The organism is Aliiroseovarius sp. D2-2, assembly GCF_055809455.1.
The window spans coordinates 900,079-918,409 of sequence record NZ_CM147913.1 but is presented as its reverse complement, the minus strand read 5'-3'; the positions used below and the strand labels follow the sequence as shown (position 1 = coordinate 918,409).

At 56.3% G+C, this 18,331-nt stretch carries 13 protein-coding genes and 3 pseudogenes; 7 read left to right on the top strand and 9 right to left on the bottom strand.

Annotated elements, in window-relative coordinates:
- Nucleotides 1-73: 73 nt before the first annotated feature.
- From AC0L6A_RS04550 to AC0L6A_RS04530, 5 genes and pseudogenes are all read left to right on the top strand, one after another.
- Nucleotides 74-781 (top strand): ion transporter, encoded by a 708-nt coding sequence (locus AC0L6A_RS04550; protein WP_473292484.1) that lies wholly within the window; start codon nucleotides 74-76, stop codon nucleotides 779-781.
- Nucleotide 782: 1 nt separating this feature from the next.
- The gene (locus tag AC0L6A_RS04545) at nucleotides 783-1,862 is read left to right on the top strand and encodes a BMP family ABC transporter substrate-binding protein (protein WP_473292482.1); all 1,080 of its coding nucleotides are present in this window, start codon (nucleotides 783-785) and stop codon (nucleotides 1,860-1,862) included.
- A gap of 124 nt (nucleotides 1,863-1,986) precedes the next feature.
- Nucleotides 1,987-2,487: an EF-hand domain-containing protein gene (locus tag AC0L6A_RS04540; protein WP_473292481.1), complete on the top strand. Its 501-nt coding sequence runs from the start codon at nucleotides 1,987-1,989 to the stop codon at nucleotides 2,485-2,487.
- Nucleotides 2,488-2,642: 155 nt separating this feature from the next.
- Complete coding sequence (locus tag AC0L6A_RS04535; RefSeq protein ID WP_473292480.1) at nucleotides 2,643-3,239, top strand: aldo/keto reductase; 597 nt, start codon at nucleotides 2,643-2,645, stop codon at nucleotides 3,237-3,239.
- Nucleotides 3,232-4,301, top strand: a pseudogene (locus AC0L6A_RS04530) (NAD(P)/FAD-dependent oxidoreductase). Before AC0L6A_RS04535 ends, AC0L6A_RS04530 begins: the two are co-directional and overlap by 8 nt.
- On the opposite strand, the gene AC0L6A_RS04525 reads toward AC0L6A_RS04530, so the two are convergent.
- From AC0L6A_RS04525 to AC0L6A_RS04510, 4 genes are all read right to left on the bottom strand, one after another.
- Nucleotides 4,298-5,221, bottom strand: a complete 924-nt coding sequence (locus tag AC0L6A_RS04525) for a histone deacetylase family protein (RefSeq protein ID WP_473292478.1) — start codon at nucleotides 5,219-5,221, stop codon at nucleotides 4,298-4,300. The pseudogene AC0L6A_RS04530 and the gene AC0L6A_RS04525 overlap by 4 nt on opposite strands.
- A 37-nt stretch (nucleotides 5,222-5,258) precedes the next feature.
- Nucleotides 5,259-7,940, bottom strand: a complete 2,682-nt coding sequence (locus AC0L6A_RS04520) for a bifunctional acetate--CoA ligase family protein/GNAT family N-acetyltransferase (RefSeq protein ID WP_473292477.1) — start codon at nucleotides 7,938-7,940, stop codon at nucleotides 5,259-5,261.
- 90 nt (nucleotides 7,941-8,030) lie between these two features.
- A complete protein-coding gene (gene cueR, locus AC0L6A_RS04515; RefSeq protein WP_473292475.1) occupies nucleotides 8,031-8,432 on the bottom strand; it encodes a Cu(I)-responsive transcriptional regulator in 402 nt (133 codons plus the stop codon).
- Nucleotides 8,429-10,891 (bottom strand): heavy metal translocating P-type ATPase, encoded by a 2,463-nt coding sequence (locus AC0L6A_RS04510; protein WP_473292474.1) that lies wholly within the window; start codon nucleotides 10,889-10,891, stop codon nucleotides 8,429-8,431. The genes cueR and AC0L6A_RS04510 overlap by 4 nt, the downstream gene beginning before the upstream one ends.
- A 133-nt stretch (nucleotides 10,892-11,024) precedes the next feature.
- On the opposite strand from AC0L6A_RS04510, the gene AC0L6A_RS04505 reads away from it, so the two are divergent.
- Nucleotides 11,025-11,216 carry a heavy-metal-associated domain-containing protein gene (locus AC0L6A_RS04505; RefSeq protein WP_473292472.1) on the top strand — a complete coding sequence of 64 codons (192 nt, stop codon included), beginning with the start codon at nucleotides 11,025-11,027 and terminating at the stop codon, nucleotides 11,214-11,216.
- 28 nt (nucleotides 11,217-11,244) lie between these two features.
- Here AC0L6A_RS04505 and oppF read toward each other — a convergent pair.
- The 5 genes and pseudogenes from oppF to AC0L6A_RS04480 form a co-directional block, all read right to left on the bottom strand.
- Nucleotides 11,245-12,226: pseudogene (gene oppF / locus AC0L6A_RS04500) on the bottom strand (murein tripeptide/oligopeptide ABC transporter ATP binding protein OppF).
- Nucleotides 12,227-12,228: 2 nt separating this feature from the next.
- Nucleotides 12,229-13,204 (bottom strand): annotated as a pseudogene (locus AC0L6A_RS04495) (oligopeptide/dipeptide ABC transporter ATP-binding protein).
- A gap of 14 nt (nucleotides 13,205-13,218) precedes the next feature.
- Nucleotides 13,219-14,124: an ABC transporter permease subunit gene (locus tag AC0L6A_RS04490; protein ID WP_473292470.1), complete on the bottom strand. Its 906-nt coding sequence runs from the start codon at nucleotides 14,122-14,124 to the stop codon at nucleotides 13,219-13,221.
- Between the two features lie 10 nt (nucleotides 14,125-14,134).
- Entirely contained in the window at nucleotides 14,135-15,076 is a 942-nt protein-coding gene (gene oppB / locus AC0L6A_RS04485) for an oligopeptide ABC transporter permease OppB (RefSeq protein WP_473292468.1), read from the bottom strand.
- Nucleotides 15,077-15,149: 73 nt separating this feature from the next.
- Nucleotides 15,150-16,772: a peptide ABC transporter substrate-binding protein gene (locus AC0L6A_RS04480; protein ID WP_473292466.1), complete on the bottom strand. Its 1,623-nt coding sequence runs from the start codon at nucleotides 16,770-16,772 to the stop codon at nucleotides 15,150-15,152.
- 536 nt (nucleotides 16,773-17,308) lie between these two features.
- Here AC0L6A_RS04480 and deoC point away from each other — a divergent pair.
- A complete protein-coding gene (deoC, locus tag AC0L6A_RS04475; protein WP_473292465.1) occupies nucleotides 17,309-18,322 on the top strand; it encodes a deoxyribose-phosphate aldolase in 1,014 nt (337 codons plus the stop codon).
- Nucleotides 18,323-18,331 lie beyond the last annotated feature (9 nt).

Here is an 18,331-nt window from a genome sequence, read left to right as displayed (position 1 = left end):
ATGACCAAATCAAAGAATCGACGACATTCTTGACGGGCACACGCCATTGGGCGGTGTGAATGTCGGGCGTGTGATGGATGTTTTGATCCTTTTGTCAGCCGTTTCAATTGCGCTGGAGACTATGCCGCAATTGCCTGGACAGATTCGAAATCTTCTGTTCAGTTTCGAGATTCTACTTCTCGTCGTTTTTGCGGCTGAATATGTGCTGCGCCTTGTCACCGCACCGCGCCCAGCGCGGTATGCGTTCAGCTTTTGGGGCATTGTCGATTTTCTCGCCTTTGCTCCGGCCATCGCCTTCCTGACCCCACAATGGCAGGTGCTACGCGCCTTCCGCCTGTTGCGCCTTGTGCGCCTGCTGAAACTGTTTCGGGGCAGTCACGCGATGGAACGGATGGTCGTGGCCTTCCGGCAAGTGCGCGGAGAACTTGCCATTTTCGGCGTGATTGCAGGGCTGATGCTCTATATCTCGGCCGTTGGCATCTACATTTTCGAACATGACGCCCAACCCGAGGTCTTTTCCTCGATCCCCAACAGCCTGTGGTGGGCAGTGGCAAGCTTCACCACTGTTGGTTATGGCGACATGTTCCCGATCACGCCCGGCGGGCGGATCTTCACCACCTTTGTCCTGTTCATTGGGCTTGGCGTTATTGCCGTGCCCTCGGCCATCGTGACGACGGCGCTATTGGAAAGTGAAACCAATATTCAGCGCCGCATTCGCGAGGCCCGCGAGAACGGGGAAGAGAACAACAACGAAACTGCTCAAGACACCAAGGGAGACTAATATGCGTGTATTGAAAAAACTTCTGGCGACTGCTGCTCTGGCCACCGGCCTGGGTACCGCAGCAATGGCAGAAGACAAAACCAAAGTTGGCTTCATCTATGTTGGCCCGGTCGGCGATGGCGGCTGGACCTACGAACACGATCAAGGCCGCAAAGCGGTTGTGGCCGAGTTCGGCGACAAGGTTGAAACCATCTATCAAGAAAGCGTTCCTGAAGGCGCTGACGCCGAGCGTGCAATCACGCAGATGGCGCTGGCCGGTGCTGACCTGATCTTCACCACCTCGTTTGGCTATATGGACCCGACCATTGCCGTGGCCGAGAAGTTCCCGAACGTGAAGTTCGAGCACGCCACAGGCTATAAACAGGCAGACAACGTGTCGGTTTACTCGGCCCGCTTCTATGAAGGTCGCGCCGTACAAGGTCACATCGCGGGCAAGATGACCAAGTCGAACATCGTCGGCTACATCGCCTCGTTCCCGATCCCGGAAGTTATCCGTGGCATCAACTCGGCTTACATCCACGCCAAGAAAGTGAACCCGGATATTCAGTTCAAGATCATCTGGGCCTACACTTGGTTCGACCCTGCAAAGGAAGCCGACGCTGCTAAAGCTCTTATCGAGCAAGGCGCAGACGTGATCCTGCAGCACACCGACTCGACCGCACCGCAGGCCGCTGCCAAAGAAGCCGGTAACGTAATCACCTTCGGTCAGGCATCTGACATGTCGGATTACGGCCCGATGCCGCGCGTGTCATCGATCATCGACGATTGGGGGCCCTATTACGTTGCCCGCACCAAAGCGGTCATGGATGGCACTTGGGAAAGCGTATCGACCTGGGACGGTATCGGCGCTGGCATGGTTGGCATCGGCGAAATTTCGGACGCTGTACCAGCTGACGTGAAAGCCGAAGCGGAAGCTCTGCGTGATGCGCTGGCTGACGGAAGCTACCACGCGTTCACCGGTCCGGTGTACAAGCAAGACGGCAGCGCATGGCTGGCTGAAGGCGAAACCGCAGATGACGGAACGCTGGCTGGCATGGGCTTCTATGTAGAAGGCATCGAAGGTGAAATTCCGTCGAACTAATCGACTGAAAATCTGATCTCGAAAGAGCCCTGCCATTGGTGGGGCTCTTTTTTTTGCATAAATCGCGACGGAACCCAGGTCGCATTCCGTTTAACGCATATATAGACAAAAACGGAGCGTTACGATGCGCAAATCTACCCCCTTTCTGACCGTCGCTGCACTGGTCGTCGCCCTTCCCGCACTGGCACAAAACCAGCCCGGCGCTCATTTTCTTGAGATGTGGGATCTGGATGAAAACGGTTCGGTCTCGATCGAAGAAGTCCGCGAACGACGTGGCGATATCTTCACCACTTTTGACGCCAATGATGACAATGTTTTGACCGCCGAAGAATACGTGTTTTTTGACGAAGCCCGCGAGGCTGACATGAAGGAACACGGTCTTGGCCAAGGTCAAGGTGGCGGCCAAGGTAAAGGTCAGGGCAAAGGCCAGGGTCACGGCAAAGGTAAAGGTAATGGCATGGGTGAACACAGCGCCGCCATGTCCATGACCCGCGAGAACGCAGATCTAGATGGTGATGGTCAGGTGACCCGCGAAGAGTTTCTTGCCGGTGTCGACATCTGGTTTCCAAAGCAAGATCGCAATAGCGACGGCATTTTGACCTCTGACGATTTCGGACGGAGTTAACTGCGTTCCTTCGTTTGCCTTTTGGGTAAACCGTCCGAAGATCAGGCCCTGCGAAAGCGGGGCCTTTTCCTTTCTGGGCGTGCGTGGCAGGGTCACGTCATGACCGATCTGATATCGCTTGATGGCACCCCTGCCCCCGCTTCGCATTCGGCACCATGCAATTTGGTGACCAAGCAGATGATGCTGCGTCCCGCACGATGTTCGAAGCTTGTATTGATGCGGGCATCACACATTGTAACACGGCGCATCTTTACACAGGTGGGGCCGCAGAAGATTTTCTGGAATGCTTCATGAACGACCAGCGCGAGCGCCTAATGATCGCCACCAAAATCGGTTACGACGCGCCGGACAACATCGATGCATTGCGCCAACAGTTCGACACGTCAAGTGGTCGGCTGGGGTTAGATTGCGTAGATATCCTCTATCTACACCGCTTCAATCCCAACGTCGTACTTGAAGCACAGATCGGGTTCTTGGCGGATTTGCAGGACAAAGGACTGACCCGCCATCTGGCCCTGTCCAATTTCGCAGCGTGGCAAGTGATGAAGGCCCAGGCCATTGCCAGTTCAATGGGCTCGCGGATCGGCGTGGTTCAACCTATGTTCAGCCTTGTGAAACGACAGGCCGAGGTCGAGCTTTTACCCATGTTGGATGCGCTAGCTTATGCGATGTTGCCCGACCTGCGCGACCGCCTGACCGCCCTGACCCCGACACCCGCGCCCGCCACAGACAGGATCGAAGAACATGGATGATTTTCTGGTAATTGGGGGCGGTATTGCCGGCACCTCGGCAGGCGCGCGATTGGCGCAGCTTGGCACTGTGCGGTTGCTAGAGGCTGAAGACGCGCTTGCCTATCATGCATCGGGACGGTCGGCTGCATTGTTTGAAGAAAGCTATGGCACCCCCGCTGTTGTCGCATTGAACCATGCTTCGCGCAGCCACCATGAGGCCAACAAGGTTCTGTCCCCGCGTGGCTTCATGGTGGTGGGCGCAACAGGTCAGGACGACATATTGGCGCAGGACTACTGGCAAAGATGAACCTGGATGCGATCAGCATTCAGGAAGCCTGCACATTAATGCCGATCCTGAACCCTGATGTGCTGTGCGGCGCGGGCTATCACGCCGACGCATGGGATATCGACACTGACCGATTGGTGCAGGGTTTCGCGCGTGAGACCCGCCAGAATGGCGAGGTTATGACGGGGGCTTCGGTCACCGGGATCACGCGTCTGACGGACGGCTGGCAGGTCGAAACCACAAAAGGTGTTTTCACAGGCCGCAAGCTGGTGAACGCGGCGGGCGCTTGGGTGGACGAGGTTGCCGCTATGGCCGGTATCCGCCCTATCGGTATTCGCCCCTTACGTCGTTCCATGGCACGCATTCCGGCACCCGGCGGACTGGATGTCTCCAGTTGGCCAATGACGCTAAATGCAGGCGAAACATGGTATGCAAAGCCTGACGCCGGCGCGTTGATCGTGTCACCTGCTGATGCAGACCCAACCACTCCACATGACGCATGGGCCGACGATATGGTGTTGGCCGAGGGGCTTGCGCGGTATGACGAAATGGTGACCGAGCCTGTGACCCGCGTGATTTCGAACTGGGCCGGGTTGCGCAGCTTCACGCCAGACGGGAACCTTGCAATTGGTCCGTCCGTGGACGACCCCGACTTCATCTGGTTCGCAGGACAAGGCGGGTATGGCATGCAGTCCAGCCCGGCTGCGTCACAATTGCTGGCGGACATTGTGGGCGGAAGGCCGTCTGAGCTGGACGCCGAGACTGTTGCAAGCCTCAGCGCCGCGCGGTTTGGTTAACCCAGCAAAACATCCAAGTGCTTGACCACGGAACGGGCCAGAACGTCAGGCTCGTATCCGCCTTCCAGCATCGACACGATCCGTCCTTCAGCGAATTCATCCGCCACGGATTTCAGCTCGCGCGTGACCCATGCGTAGTCTGCGTCCGTCAGCTGAACACTGGACATATCGTCCGCCACATGGGCATCGAACCCCGCGGAAATGAAGACAAACTCCGGTTTGAAGTCGCGCAGGTGCGGGATCCAATGGCCAGACACAGCTTCACGGAATTCCGCACTGCCCGCGCCCGCAGACAGCGGGATATCGACAAGGTTGTCTGTCTCTTTCTCATGTCCTGTGAAGGGATAGAACGGATGTTGGAAACTGGAACAGAACAGCACGCGTGGCTCGGCCTTGAAGATCTCTTCTGTGCCATTGCCGTGATGCACATCGAAGTCGATGATCGCAACGCGCGAAAGCCCATGGGCCTCTAACGCATGGGCCGCAGCCACCGCAATATTGTTGAACAGGCAAAACCCCATCGCCTTGTCGCTTTCCGCGTGGTGGCCGGGCGGGCGGACCATGCAGAAGATCGGGTTTGCCTCTTTCGCCATGACCAGATCAACACCCATGCATCCAGACCCGGCCGAGCGTTCGGCGGCCTTCAACGTGCCCGGGCTCATCACTGTGTCACCATCGACTTCGACACTTTCCATGCCCTGCCCCGGTGCCAGCGCATAGACGCGGTCAAGATAGTCGCCGTCATGCACACGCTCTAACTGTTCGCGCGTGACAAGCGGCGCATCGTGATGGCGCACCACGTAGTCCATGCCGGACATGATCAACTGGTTATTGATCGCATCAAGTCGCGCCTTGCTTTCCGGGTGCAACGGCCCCGCGTCATGGTCGCGACACTCAGTGTGCGAAATGATGGATAGCATATGGTCTCCTCCCCCAAATCCCTCGTCTGATATTTCGTTAAAGCCAACGTTCGACGATCACCACGTCACGGTCATCCGGGTCCGGACGCTGAGTGAAGCCAAGCTCTTTCATCAAGCGCAGCATCGGTTCGTTCTTCTTCAGAACTGTGCCTTCGATCACGTCCAGATCATGGTCCTGCGCAGCCCCGAAAAGGCCCTTCATCAAGCGCGTGCCAAGCCCTTGGTGCTGAATACGGTCGGACACCACGATGGCGAACTCGCAGCTTTTCTGATCCGGGTTGATCACGTAGCGCGCCACGCCAACCAATACGTCTTTCCCATCAATCTCAGCCATGGCGACCAAGGCCATTTCCCGGCGATAGTCGATGGCCGAGAACTGCGCGAGCAATTCGGGGCTGAGTTCATTCACAGACCCCATAAAGCGCATCTGCTTTGCTTGGGGTGATAGATCCCGCATGAACGTTTGAAGATACTCTGCATCCTCGGGCCGGATGGGACGGATCACAAGAAGCGTGCCGTCCGACAGATACGTTTCGCGTGCAAGATGGCGCGGATAGGGGTGAATGGCCATGTGATCGTAAGGGCCATCCTTGGCGGGTGCTCGCTTGACAGAAATGCGTGCATCAACAGCCAGCACACCATCGGGGCTGGCAAACAGCGGATTGATATCCAACTCGGTGATCTCGGGCAGTTCACTGACGATGATCGACACGCGTTTCAAGACATCAACCAATGCTTCGCGATCCACAGGGGCAGAATCCCGGAATTCCTCCAACGCTTTGGAGACACGTGTCTTGTTGATCAGTCGCTCTGACAAAACGGCATTCAACGGAGGCAAGGCGACCGCGCTGTCTTTCAAAACCTCCACCATTGTGCCACCCGCCCCGAACAGAACGGTTGGTCCAAAGACCGGATCGCGGCTGGCACCAATGACAAGCTCTCGCGGATCTTTCAATTTCGCCATCGGTTCAACCGTTATGCCGTCGATTTTCGCATCCGGCCGGGCAGATTTGGCTGACTTCATAAGCTCGTGGAACACGCGCGTGACCGATGTGGCATGGGCGACATTGACCCGTACACCACCCACATTTGTTTTGTGGGTGATGTCAGGGGATGAGATCTTCATCGCCACCGGGTACCCAACGGTTTCAGCGGCAACCAACGCTTGCGACGGGGTTTGCGTCTCGATCGTCATGTTAACGGGGATGTTGAAAGCCCTTAAAAGCGCCTTGCTTTCCGTGTCCGACAACATGTTGCGCCCATCCGACAAGGCCGAAGCGATGATCAACCTTGCCCCGTCCAGATCTAGGCCTTTCTCGAATGCCCGCGCACGTGGCACTTCTAATGCCAGTTTGCGATTGCGTCGGTGCTGCACCAAGTAGCTGAACCCTTCGACCGCACGTTCGGGTGTTTCGAAATCGGGCACACCAGCTTTGGAAAGAATTGCGCGCCCAGCCTCGACCGATGGCTCCCCCATCCAGCACGCCAGAACGGGTTTGCGCCGGCGCTTGGGCAATGCGTCCACCACGGCTTGTGCCGTCGCCACGGCATCCGTCATGGCTTGCGGGGTCAACATCACCAACACCCCATCATTGTCAGCATCTTCAAGTGCGGCTTTAACTGCCGCAGCATAGGCCGCTGGATCCGCATCCCCCAAAATATCGACGGGGTTGGCATGGCTCCAATAAGCAGGAAGGGCTTTGTCCAACACGGCTTTTGTCGCGTCAGAAAGTGGTGGCAGTGTTAGGCCAAGATCACCAGCCCGGTCCGCCGCAAGCACCCCGGCGCCACCGCCATTGGTGATGATGCAAAGACGTTCGCCGTATACTTTGCGGGTGTTTGCCAGAACCTCGGCCGCCGCGAATAGCTGACCAAGCGTCCCAACCCTAACCGCACCAGCACGTTCAAGGGCTGCATCAAAGACCTCGTCCGAGCCAATAAGCGCGCCCGTGTGGGTATGCGCCGCTTTCGAGCTGCTGGCGTGGCGGCCAGACTTCAGCACGATCACCGGTTTCAAGCGCGACGCACGGCGCAGGGCAGACATGAAGTTCTGCGCGTCCTTGATGCCTTCGATATACAAAAGGATCGCATCTGTTCGCGGGTCCATCGCAAGAAAGTCCAGCACGTCTCCGAAGTCGATATCGGAGGAATTGCCAAGGCTGACCATGGCCGAAAAGCCCGAGTGATGCGGCCCGGCCCAATCCGCGATCGCGGACACCAAGGCACCTGATTGGGATACGAATGCCAATCGTCCTTTGGGTGGGTCCGAACGCAGAAAGCTTGCATCAAGGCCCAGCCACGGACGCACCAAACCAACGCAGTTAGGCCCCATAAAGCGAATGCCGCCTTTACGCGCCGCTGCTTTGACCTGAGCCTCCAGATCCTTGCCGCGCCCATCGCCCTCACCGAACCCTGCAGACAGGATAATCGCGGATTTCACCCCAGCGTCCGCGCAATCGCGCATGATGCCCGGCACAGTGCGGGCGGGGGTTGCGATTACGGCCAAGTCTACTTCCTGAGGCAAGTTTGACACTTTGGAAAAGCACTTATTGTCTTCGATGGTTTTGTGTTTTGGATTGATCGGGAAAAGCGTTCCCTTAAAGCCACCTGCCGTCAGGTTTCGCCATGCCATCGCCCCAACGGAGGTGCCAGACGGGCTTGCCCCAAACACGGCAACAGATGCCGGGTCAAACAGCGTCGTAAGAGGGCTTTTGTCCATCAGTAGCTTCCTTAGAAAATTGCTTTCAAGGCAGTATAGCAGCTTACCAATGGGTAAACGCTACGCAGCCCTGATCGTCTTTGATGTGCCTCAACCTTCTGACAGAGAAGTTGTTTCAATACCCTTTAGAATTGGACAATCAGGGCGATCATCCCCAGCGCATTCACGCACAAGATGCGAAAGCGCGTCCCGCATGGCGTTCAGGTCGGTGATTTTCGCCTCGATTTCGTCCAGATGGGCGCGTGCGATGCGTTTCACATCGAAACTGGCGCGGGACTGATCCTCGTAAAGGGCCAGAAGGGCGCGGCAGTCTTCGATAGAAAATCCCAATGCGCGGGACCGCGCAAGGAAGGTCAGTTTGTGCAGGTCAGTCTCGCCAAACACACGATAACCATTGGTGTCGCGCAAGGGCGTAACCAGCCCGATTTCTTCGTAGTAACGGATGGTTTTGGCGGGCAGGCCCGTTTGCTTGGCAGCGTCAGAAATGTTCATGTGGCCTCCTTCAAGGCGGGTTTGATGAATCGCAGCCTTAGCGCGTTGCTTAGAACCAACACCGAGGACGCGGCCATGGCCCCAGCCCCCAGCATCGGTGACAAAAGCACGCCCCAAACAGGGTACAGGACACCCGCGGCCACCGGCACCAGAGCGACGTTATAACCAAAAGCCCAAAAGAGGTTCTGGCGGATGTTGGTCATGGTGCGACGGCTGATTTCAAACGCGTTCACCACCCCGGACAATGCCCCCGACGACAGGACGACATCCGCAGCCTCGATCGCGACGTCCGTGCCGGTGCCGATGGCAATTCCCACATCCGCCTGCGCAAGCGCGGGCGCGTCGTTGATACCGTCGCCGACGAAGGCAACTGTACTGCCTTGGGCCTGAATATCCGAAAGGGTCTGCATCTTTTCACCGGGCACGACCCCAGCGACAACGCGGTCTATGTCCAACCTATCCGCAATCGCCGCCGCTGTCGCCGGATCATCGCCTGTGATCATCACAAGCTCTCGGCCCATTGCGCGCAAGGCTGTCAGCGCAGCGGGGGTATCCACTTTCACCGGATCTGCCACACCAATCAGCGCAGCAAGCTCACCATCAAGTGCTGCAAAGAACACCGTTTGGCCATCCGCACGCAACGGATCTGCACGGGTCACCAAATCGGACAGAATGACACCTTCGCGCGCCATATAGGCTTGCGAACCGATCAGAAGCTGGTGGCCTTTCACTTTGGCGGACAAGCCAAAGCCGGTTTCGGTCTGGATTGAATCGACGGCGGCTGGAATGACACCGCGCGCTGCGGCGCCAGACAGGATAGCCTGTGCCAACGGGTGTTCACTTTGCGCTTCAACCCCTGAGATCATCGCCAGAAGCGCGTCTTCGTCTTGACCTTCTACTACCTCAAAGGCCGTTAACGTTGGTCGCCCTTCGGTCAAAGTACCGGTCTTGTCAAAGGCCACCACATCCACGGATTGTAGCGTTTGCAGAGCATCCCCCCGCCGGAAGAGCACCCCCAACTGCGCCGCACGACCTGTCCCCACCATGATCGAGGTTGGCGTCGCCAGACCCATCGCACAGGGACAGGCGATGATCAAAACAGACACGCCGGCGACCAGCGCCAGACCCAATGCAGGGTCGGGGCCGAATACCAGCCAGACGGCGACCGTCAAAAGCGCCACAGCGATGACCACAGGCACAAATACCGCGGTGATCCGGTCGACCAGCGCCTGAATAGGCAAGCGCGCACCTTGGGCGTCTTCGACCATGCGCACGATTTGGGCCAGCATCGTGTCGGGACCAACGGCAGTCACGCGGGCTTTCAAAGCGCCCGTTCCGTTGACGGTGCCTGCAGTGACCGTATCGCCCTGCGCTTTGGCCACTGGCACAGGTTCGCCGGTGATCATGCTTTCATCTACAAGGCTGCTGCCGTGCAACACCTCGGCGTCCAGCGGCACGCGTTCGCCAGGGCGGATCACGATGACCTCGCCAGTGATTACCTGCGCGACGGGGCGGGTGATCATACGGCCTTCGACCTCAACCGTGGCTTCGTCCGGGGCAAGTTCGACCAACGCGCGGATCGCCTCTCCAGTGCGGCCTTTGGCGCGGGCTTCCATCCACCGACCCACAAGGATCAGAGTCACAATTACGGCGGCGGCTTCGAAATAGACATTGGCAGTGCCCGCAGGCAGCACGCCGGGGACCAGCACCGAAACGAGCGAGTACAGGTAAGCTGCCGACGCCCCAAGCGCGACAAGCGCGTTCATTTCAGGCGCACCGCGCAACAGCGCGGGAATGCCCTTGGTGAAAAACAGTCGCCCCGGACCAAAAAGAACAATCGTTGTCAGGATCATCTGGAACCAATGGGAATTGGCCTGCCCGATAGTGCGCGCGACCCAGTGGTGGAAGGGAGGATAGAGATGTCCGCCCATTTCGATCACAAAGACGGGAAGGGTCAGGGCAGCGGCCAGAAGGGCCTTGCGTCCAAGGGCGCGGGTCTCACCTTCCTTGTCGCGCGGCCCTGATGTGGCGCTGTCCGACCGCAGTGTGGATGGGAACCCTGCTTTGGTGATCTTTGCGGCCAATACATCCGCCGAAGTCGACCCGGCCAAATAGGTTACAAATGCCCGTTCCGAGGCAAGGTTCACACGCGCCTCCAACACACCGGGGGTGGCTTTCAGCATGCGTTCCACACGCCCTACACAGGCGGCACATGACATTGATTGGACATCCAAAACCACCGTGTCGCGTCGGGCAGGATAGCCTGCGCGATCCAGAGCATTCGCCAAATCCCCAGCTGTCGCCGGTGCCGCGAATGAGACACGCGCGGTTTCGGTGGCAGGATTTACAGGCGCGTCCGTCACGCCTTCGACGCCTGCAAGCGCTCGCTCGGCCCGCCCGACGCAGGACGCGCAAGACAGATTCTGCAGCTCGATGGTCAGAGGAATTGGGGTAGCCATGGTGATCTCCGTTGTATCACCTATGACATAGGGATTCCAGTTACTGGAAGGTCAAGAGGTGTTCAGAAGAATTGACGCATTGACCCGTCGAATGTGCGCTGTATTCAGAAAGCACCGTATGAAAGGACACCAGATGACTACATTCCTTGTTCCCGACATGAGCTGCGGCCATTGCAAAGCTGCGATCACGGAAGCGCTGGAAGGGTTGGGCGAAGTCGCTTTGCGCTTCGACATGGAGGCGCGCGAAGTGCAGGTGGAAGGGCTAACAGCCTCCAAGGTCATCGCTGCACTTGAAGATATCGGCTTTCCGGCCACTGAAAAGTAAAACCCCGGCGCAAAGGCCGGGGTTTTGGTTAGCGTTTGTGGCAGGCGACAAGTTGATTGTTGCCAAGATCCTTAAGCGGCGGCTTGCTTTGTGCACATTCCGGCCCGGCGATTGGGCAACGGGTGCGGAACACACAGCCCGATGGTGGGTTCAGTGGTGACGGCAGATCAGCATCCAGTATCAAAATCTCTTTCGATGCTTCTGCTTCAGGATCCTGGGATAGGCACCGCTGAAATCAGGGCTTCCGTATACGGATGGCCAGGCGCGCGATAAAGCTGTTCAGCCTCGCTGATTTCCATCACATTGCCCAAGTAAAGCACCATCACGCGAGTCGAGATGTGCTTCACAACGGACAGGTCATGCGCGATGAAGATCAGGCTCAGCCCCATCTCTTCCTGAATGTCCATCAGAAGGTTGATCACCTGCGCTTGAATGGACACATCCAACGCCGAGACGGGTTCATCACAGATAATCAGCTGCGGTTTCACGATCAGCGCACGGGCAATCCCGATCCGCTGACACTGCCCACCCGAAAACTCGTGCGGGTAGCGGTTGATCATGTTGGGCAGGATGCCCACACGCTGAAGCACTTCACGCACCCGATCCTTTACTTCAGACGCAGAAATGCTTGGGAAATGTGTTTTCAGCGGCTCAGCCACGATCTGGCCAATGGTCATTCGCGGGTTCAGGGATGCCAGAGGATCCTGAAAGATCATCTGCATCTCTTTACGGTGCTCACGCATGTCGTGCTTGTTCAGCTCCAGCAAGCTGTCGCCCAACCACATGACCTTACCGGCCTCGGCGGGGACCATGCGCATGATCGCGCGGGCAAGCGTAGACTTGCCACAGCCACTTTCGCCCACGATACCAAGCGTTTCACCCGGCATAAGGTCAAAGTCGACCCCATCCACGGCCTTAAGCTTTTGTGCCGAAGTCCAGGGCATCGCGCCCTTCGCACGAATGTCGAACCAGACCTTCAGGTCGCGCACCGACAATAGAGGTGATTGCATGTTCATGACAGCTCCTCCAAGGGTTTCAGGCACGCCCTGCGGCGCACGGCACGGCCAACAACACCATCCAAAGTCGGACGTTCCACAACACAGCGGTCATCCGCAAAGACGCAACGCGGCGAGAAGGGACAGCCCTTGGGCATGTTCATCATGTTGGGAGGACTGCCCGGAATGGTTTCCAAACGATCGCTTTCGATGTCCAAACGCGGAACAGCTTGCAACAAGCCCATCGTGTAGGGGTGTGTTGGCAATTCGAACAGGCCCTTAGTGGTGCCATATTCCATCTGTTGCCCGCCATACATAACCAGCGTTTCCTTACACGATCCAGCCACGACACCAAGGTCGTGAGTGATCAGGATAATGGCCATGTTGAACTCTTTCTGGAGGTCTTCCAGAAGCTTCATGATCTGCGCCTGCACCGTCACATCAAGCGCCGTTGTCGGCTCGTCCGCGACAAGAATGTCTGGTTTACACAAAAGCGACATTGCGATCATGACGCGCTGGCGCATCCCGCCCGAAAACTCGTGCGGATACATGTTCACACGTTTTTTGGCCTCAGGGATACGCACCGCATCCAGCAAGTCTACCGATTGTTTCACGGCGTCACTTTTGGACATGCCTTTGTGATGGGTAAGCACCTCGGCCATTTGGTCAGAAACCCGCAAAAACGGGTTCAGACAGGTCATCGGATCCTGAAAGATCATCGCAATGCGCTCTGCGCGGATCTTTGTTCAGTTGTGCCAGCGACATGTCGAGGATTTCTTCTCCCTCAAGCTTCACCGACCCTGTTGCCTGACCATTCTGGGCCAAAAGACCCATGATGGCGAACACGGTCTGACTTTTGCCCGACCCGCTTTCCCCAACCACACCAAGGGTTTCCCCGGCATCAAGGTCAAAGCTGATCTTGTCTACGGCCGTTACAGTGCCATCCGGCGTATCGAATTTGACGCTCAGGTCACGGACTTCAAGTAGTGCCATAACTCACGCCTCCCTTAGCGGTCTTTGGGATCAAGTGCATCACGCAGACCATCACCCAGAAAGAAAAATGCAAACAACGAGATAAGGAAGAAGAAGAGCGGGAAACCCAGCATCCACAGTGTTCCATATCGCATTTGTCCAGCGCCTTCGTTGATCAATGCACCCCAGCTTGTCAGCGGTTCCTGAACTCCAAGGCCAAGGAACGAGATGAAGCTTTCGAACATGATCATCTGCGGCACCAGAAGTGTCGCATAGACGATGACCACCCCAAGAAGGTTCGGCACGATGTGGCGCAAAATGATCGACGGTGTCGAAACACCTGTGGCCACTGCAGCCTCGACGTACTCTTTGTTCTTGATCGATAGGGTCTGACCCCGCGCAATCCGCGCCATATCCAGCCAAGAGATCATTCCGATCCCGACAAAGAGCATGAAGATCGAACGACCAAACACCACAAGAAGCAGGATCAAGACGAACATGTAAGGGATCGCCATAAGGATATCGACGATGCGCATCATGATATTGTCGATACGTCCACCGACAAAACCAGCAGTGGCCCCATACAGTGTTCCCACGACCACCGAGATCAACGCACCTACAACCCCGATCATCAGCGAGATTTGAGTCCCCTGAACGACACGGGCAAAAAGGTCACGCCCAAGCGGATCAAGACCAAAATAGTGGCTCGTTTCGAAAGATGGGCCACCCAAAGTGCGTACTTCACCCATCAGGTTCCAGTCGATCTCTTCATTCGACCAAGGAGTTACAAAGCTTCCAAAGATCGCGAACAGCGAAATCAGCGTTAAGATGATCAGCGAAAGAACCGCTGCCTTGTTTCGGAAGAATCGCGCGCGTGCATCACCCCAGAGCGATCGCCCTTTCAGCAGTTCTGCACTTTCCATGTTTGTATCTAAACTCATTGTTCCCCCCTTAGTACCGAATGCGTGGATCGATCCACGCGTAAAGTACGTCAACGATCAGGTTGAACAGGATTGTCAGCATCCCAACCAGAATGGTGATGCCCATGATAACCGAATAGTCGCGGTTCAGCGCAGCTTGGACGAAGTCTTTACCGATGCCACCGGTGGACAGGAACATGTCCACAACAACCGATCCGGTGATCATGCCCACGAACGCCGGTCCTAGATAGGAAATAACCGGGATCAGCGCTGGTTTCAGCGTATGGCGGAAGATGATGACCCGGTTAGGCAGACCCTTTGCGCGGGCTGTTCGAATGAAATTGGAGTGCAACACTTCAAGCATCGACGACCGTGTCAACCGCGCAATCGACGCGAGGTAAGAGGTCGACAACGCAATCACTGGCATGACCAAGTAAGCTGAGTATGCGTTTGGATCTCCGGGACCTGTATACCAGCCGCCACCTGGAAGCCAGCCAAGCCCGAGAGTGAAAATCAGCACTAGGATCGGAGCCATAATGAAGTTTGGCATCGCCTGCGCGCCAATCGAAAAGCCAACGGCAAGATAGTCAAGCCAAGTGTTTTGCCTGAGTGCGGCAAGGATCCCAAGGCTTCCTCCGATCAACACCGCAAAGACAAAAGCCCAGAACCCGTAGGTCAGCGTAACAGGAAACCCGTCCGCGATGATCTGGTTCACTGTCCGATCCTGGTAAACAAAGCTTGGACCAAAATCGAAATGGAACACGATGTTTTTCAGGTAGGTGCCAATTTGAACAAGGAACGGGTCATCCAGCCCGTATTTGGCGTTGATGTTTTCCAGCACGACCGGTGGAAGTGCACGTTCTTTCGTGAAGGGGCCGCCAGGGGCAGCGCGCATCAACACAAAGGAAAACACAATCAAGATGAGGATAACAGGTATTGCCATCGCTATGCGACGAAGAACAAACCCAAGCATTTTGGAAACCCCGCAGATATGCGGGCGCGGGCGGTTTCCCGCACGCGCCCTAGTTGATTAAAACAACACGGCCTTATTCGGCAACGCGGTACATCCGACGCGTATAGATGTTGTTCATCAGGTCATTGAAAGGATAGCCCTTCATGTCCGGCTTAACCATGATCACCTGAGTATACTGGTAAACAGGAGCGATAGGCATATCGTCGGCCAGAAGCTGTTCCATCTGCTTGTAGTCTTCGGCAGGGTTGTCCGAAGTCTTCGCAGCTTTTGCCAGCTCGTCAAATTTGGGGTTCGAATACTTGCCGTTGTTGTGGCCCGAAGTCGAAGTGAACAGGTCGGTATAGGTCGACGGTTCGTTGTAGTCACCACACCAAGCATAACGGGCCATGCCGAAGTCACCCGAACGCAGTTTGTCCAGGTGAACCTTCCACTCGAAGTTTGCCAGTTCAACTTCCACACCCAGCGTCTGCTTCCACATTTGCGATGCTGCGATAGCGATCTTCTTGTGAGCTTCCGAGGTGTTGTAGTTCAGGGTCAGCTTAAGCGGCTTGCCACCTTCGCCGTAACCAGCTTCTGCAAGCAGTTCCTTGGCTTTGGCGTCACGCTCTGCCTGGGTCCAGTTCGAATACTCGATGTCGGGCATTTCGAAACCAGCAGTCTTCTGGTGGGTCCAGTTGTAAGACGGATACTGACCACCCTTCAGGATGCTGCCAACAATCACGTCACGGTTCAGTGCATAAGACATGGCCTTACGAACACGAACGTCTTTCAGCTCTTCCGGGCCATTTTCACCCAGGTTGAACATGTAGATGTATGAACACGAGCGTGGTGTCGAATAAGTCTCTTCCGGCAGTTTTGCCTTCAATGTCGGGAACTGACCAGCCGGCACTTCGGTCTTGTCAACTTCACCAGCGTCATACCGGGTCAGAGCGATGTTCTCATCGTTGATGACCAGTGCGACAACCTTCTCGATGATGGTGTTGTCGTTGTCCCAATACATCGGGTTACGCTCACGGGTAACCTGTACGCCTGAGGTGTAGTCGGTCAGAACGTAAGCACCGTTACCAACCAGATTGCCCGGCTTTGTCCACTCGGCGCCGTTTGCTTCCAGAACCTTCTGGTTCACCGGGAAGGTCGAAGCGTGTGTCAGCATGCCGGGGAAGTAGGGGCGCGGTGCATCGATTTTGACGACCAGCGTTTTGTCATCAGGTGCGGTGACACCCATGGTGTCGGCGGCCATCTCGCCTGCAACAACTTTCGCGCCGTTCTCAACGCCCATCAGTTCCATATACCAAGCATATTCCGAAGCGGTTGCCGGATCTGCCAGACGACGCCACGAGTAAACAAAGTCACCCGCGGTGACAGGGTCGCCATTGGACCACTTGGCATCGCGGATTTTGAACGTGTAGGTCAGGCCATCTTCCGAAACTTCCCAGCTTTCAGCCGCACCCGGAACCGGGTTACCATCTGCATCCGAGTTTACCAGACCTTCAAACAGGTCGCGCAGTACGTGCGAGCCTTCGACGTCGGTATTGATTTGTGGGTCAAACGACTTGATGTCGTCCAGCATACGATAGGTGTAAGTCTGGTTGTCAGACAGCTGCTCTCCGGTCGCCGGATGGGTGCCAGCGGCAAATGCCGGGCTCGCCAAGGCGAAAGCCGAAGTCAGCAACGCTGCTTTGATTGATAGGTTCATGAAAGTTCTCCCAATTATAATTTTTTCAGACAAATGGACGAGGTATTAACACACGTGTACAGCGAAAGACTCACTGCCCTCGGCTTTTGTCAGTGAGGCATCCTATGCGCATCGCTTTAAAAGAGACAACACTTAACAGCGTGACCATACATCCTCTGACTCTCATCGTCATAACGTCGGTAGAAGGCCATTCTTCCGTCGTTATCACGATGCACTTGGTCGTTTTGAGGTCATTTATCTTACGCATAGCCTCCGGATTGCGCACTATTGCTTCTTACAACGAAGCGCCCAAACCCGGGTTGGAAGGAACCAAAACCCGTATCAGCGGAAGACCTGGTTCATCATTTCACCCTGCGATTTCTTTGTGCAAGGGGGGTCATTAACGCGATCCAGTCGCTCGTTTAAATTGATAACCACCAAAAAGCCGCTCTACTTCCCATTCGGCGTTTCACAAAATTTTACTAACTGGTAAAATCATTGCCAAAGCCCGCATGTCGTGCGAGTTTTGTACGCTTAAGAGATTTAGAGGAAATCCCTTGCAGACAGAAACATCAAAATCAGGACAGACTTCTGCTGTCTCATCTCAGCTTCCGCAGGTCACTGTGCCGCGAAATCCGGGAATGCCGCTTGATATGAATTGGGTGCGCGCTGCCCAGGCCAACACTTCGGCTATTGAACGCAGGGCAGCAACCCTTGGCGCGCGCCGCAGCGTCAAGAAAACCCATCAGGCTGCATGGCTTCTTAAGGCGATCACAATGATCGACCTGACCACGCTTTCGGGCGACGACACCGAAGGCCGTGTGCGCCGCTTGTGCGCAAAGGCTGCCCACCCTGTCCGCCCCGAGATCATGTCGGCCCTTGGTATGGACCCTGTCACCACCGGGGCTGTCTGTGTCTATCACGAGATGATCGAGACCGCCGTTGCGACCCTGAAAGGTCTGGACGTCCACATGCCCGTTGCCGCTGTGTCCACCGGCTTTCCGGCGGGTCTTAGCCCTTATCATTTGCGCGTAGAAGAGATCCGCGAAAGCGTGCGTGCTGGCGCTGAAGAGATCGATATCGTCATCTCGCGCCGTCACGTGCTGACCGGAAACTGGCAGGCACTTTATGACGAGATGCGCGACTTCCGGGAAGCCTGCGGTGATGCTCATGTAAAAGCTATTCTGGCCACAGGCGAACTTGGCAGCTTGCGCAATGTCGCGCGCGCTTCGCTTGTCTGCATGATGGCTGGCGCTGACTTCATCAAAACCTCAACCGGCAAAGAAAGCGTGAATGCGACGCTGCCGGTGAGCCTTGTAATGATCCGCGCCATCCGCGACTATTTCGACGCCACCGGATACAAGGTCGGCTACAAGCCCGCCGGCGGCATTTCAAAAGCCAAAGACGCGTTGGTTTACCTGTCGCTGATCAAAGAAGAGCTGGGCGACGACTGGCTCAATCCACATCTCTTCCGTTTCGGTGCAAGTTCGCTTTTAGGCGACATAGAACGCCAGCTGGAACACCATGTGACCGGCCACTACTCGGCCACTTACCGCCATCCGATGGGTTAAGGATACGAT

What these genes read in the sequence shown, in the direction of transcription:
- AC0L6A_RS04550 (WP_473292484.1), top strand. Translation starts at nt 74, where the DNA reads ATGGATGTTTTGATCCTTTTGTCAGCCGTTTCAATTGCGCTGGAGACT.
- AC0L6A_RS04545 (WP_473292482.1), top strand. Translation starts at nt 783, where the DNA reads ATGCGTGTATTGAAAAAACTTCTGGCGACTGCTGCTCTGGCCACCGGC.
- AC0L6A_RS04540 (WP_473292481.1), top strand. Translation starts at nt 1,987, where the DNA reads ATGCGCAAATCTACCCCCTTTCTGACCGTCGCTGCACTGGTCGTCGCC.
- AC0L6A_RS04535 (WP_473292480.1), top strand. Translation starts at nt 2,643, where the DNA reads ATGCAATTTGGTGACCAAGCAGATGATGCTGCGTCCCGCACGATGTTC.
- AC0L6A_RS04525 (WP_473292478.1), bottom strand. Translation starts at nt 5,221, where the DNA reads ATGCTATCCATCATTTCGCACACTGAGTGTCGCGACCATGACGCGGGG.
- AC0L6A_RS04520 (WP_473292477.1), bottom strand. Translation starts at nt 7,940, where the DNA reads ATGGACAAAAGCCCTCTTACGACGCTGTTTGACCCGGCATCTGTTGCC.
- cueR (WP_473292475.1), bottom strand. Translation starts at nt 8,432, where the DNA reads ATGAACATTTCTGACGCTGCCAAGCAAACGGGCCTGCCCGCCAAAACC.
- AC0L6A_RS04510 (WP_473292474.1), bottom strand. Translation starts at nt 10,891, where the DNA reads ATGGCTACCCCAATTCCTCTGACCATCGAGCTGCAGAATCTGTCTTGC.
- AC0L6A_RS04505 (WP_473292472.1), top strand. Translation starts at nt 11,025, where the DNA reads ATGACTACATTCCTTGTTCCCGACATGAGCTGCGGCCATTGCAAAGCT.
- AC0L6A_RS04490 (WP_473292470.1), bottom strand. Translation starts at nt 14,124, where the DNA reads ATGAGTTTAGATACAAACATGGAAAGTGCAGAACTGCTGAAAGGGCGA.
- oppB (WP_473292468.1), bottom strand. Translation starts at nt 15,076, where the DNA reads ATGCTTGGGTTTGTTCTTCGTCGCATAGCGATGGCAATACCTGTTATC.
- AC0L6A_RS04480 (WP_473292466.1), bottom strand. Translation starts at nt 16,772, where the DNA reads ATGAACCTATCAATCAAAGCAGCGTTGCTGACTTCGGCTTTCGCCTTG.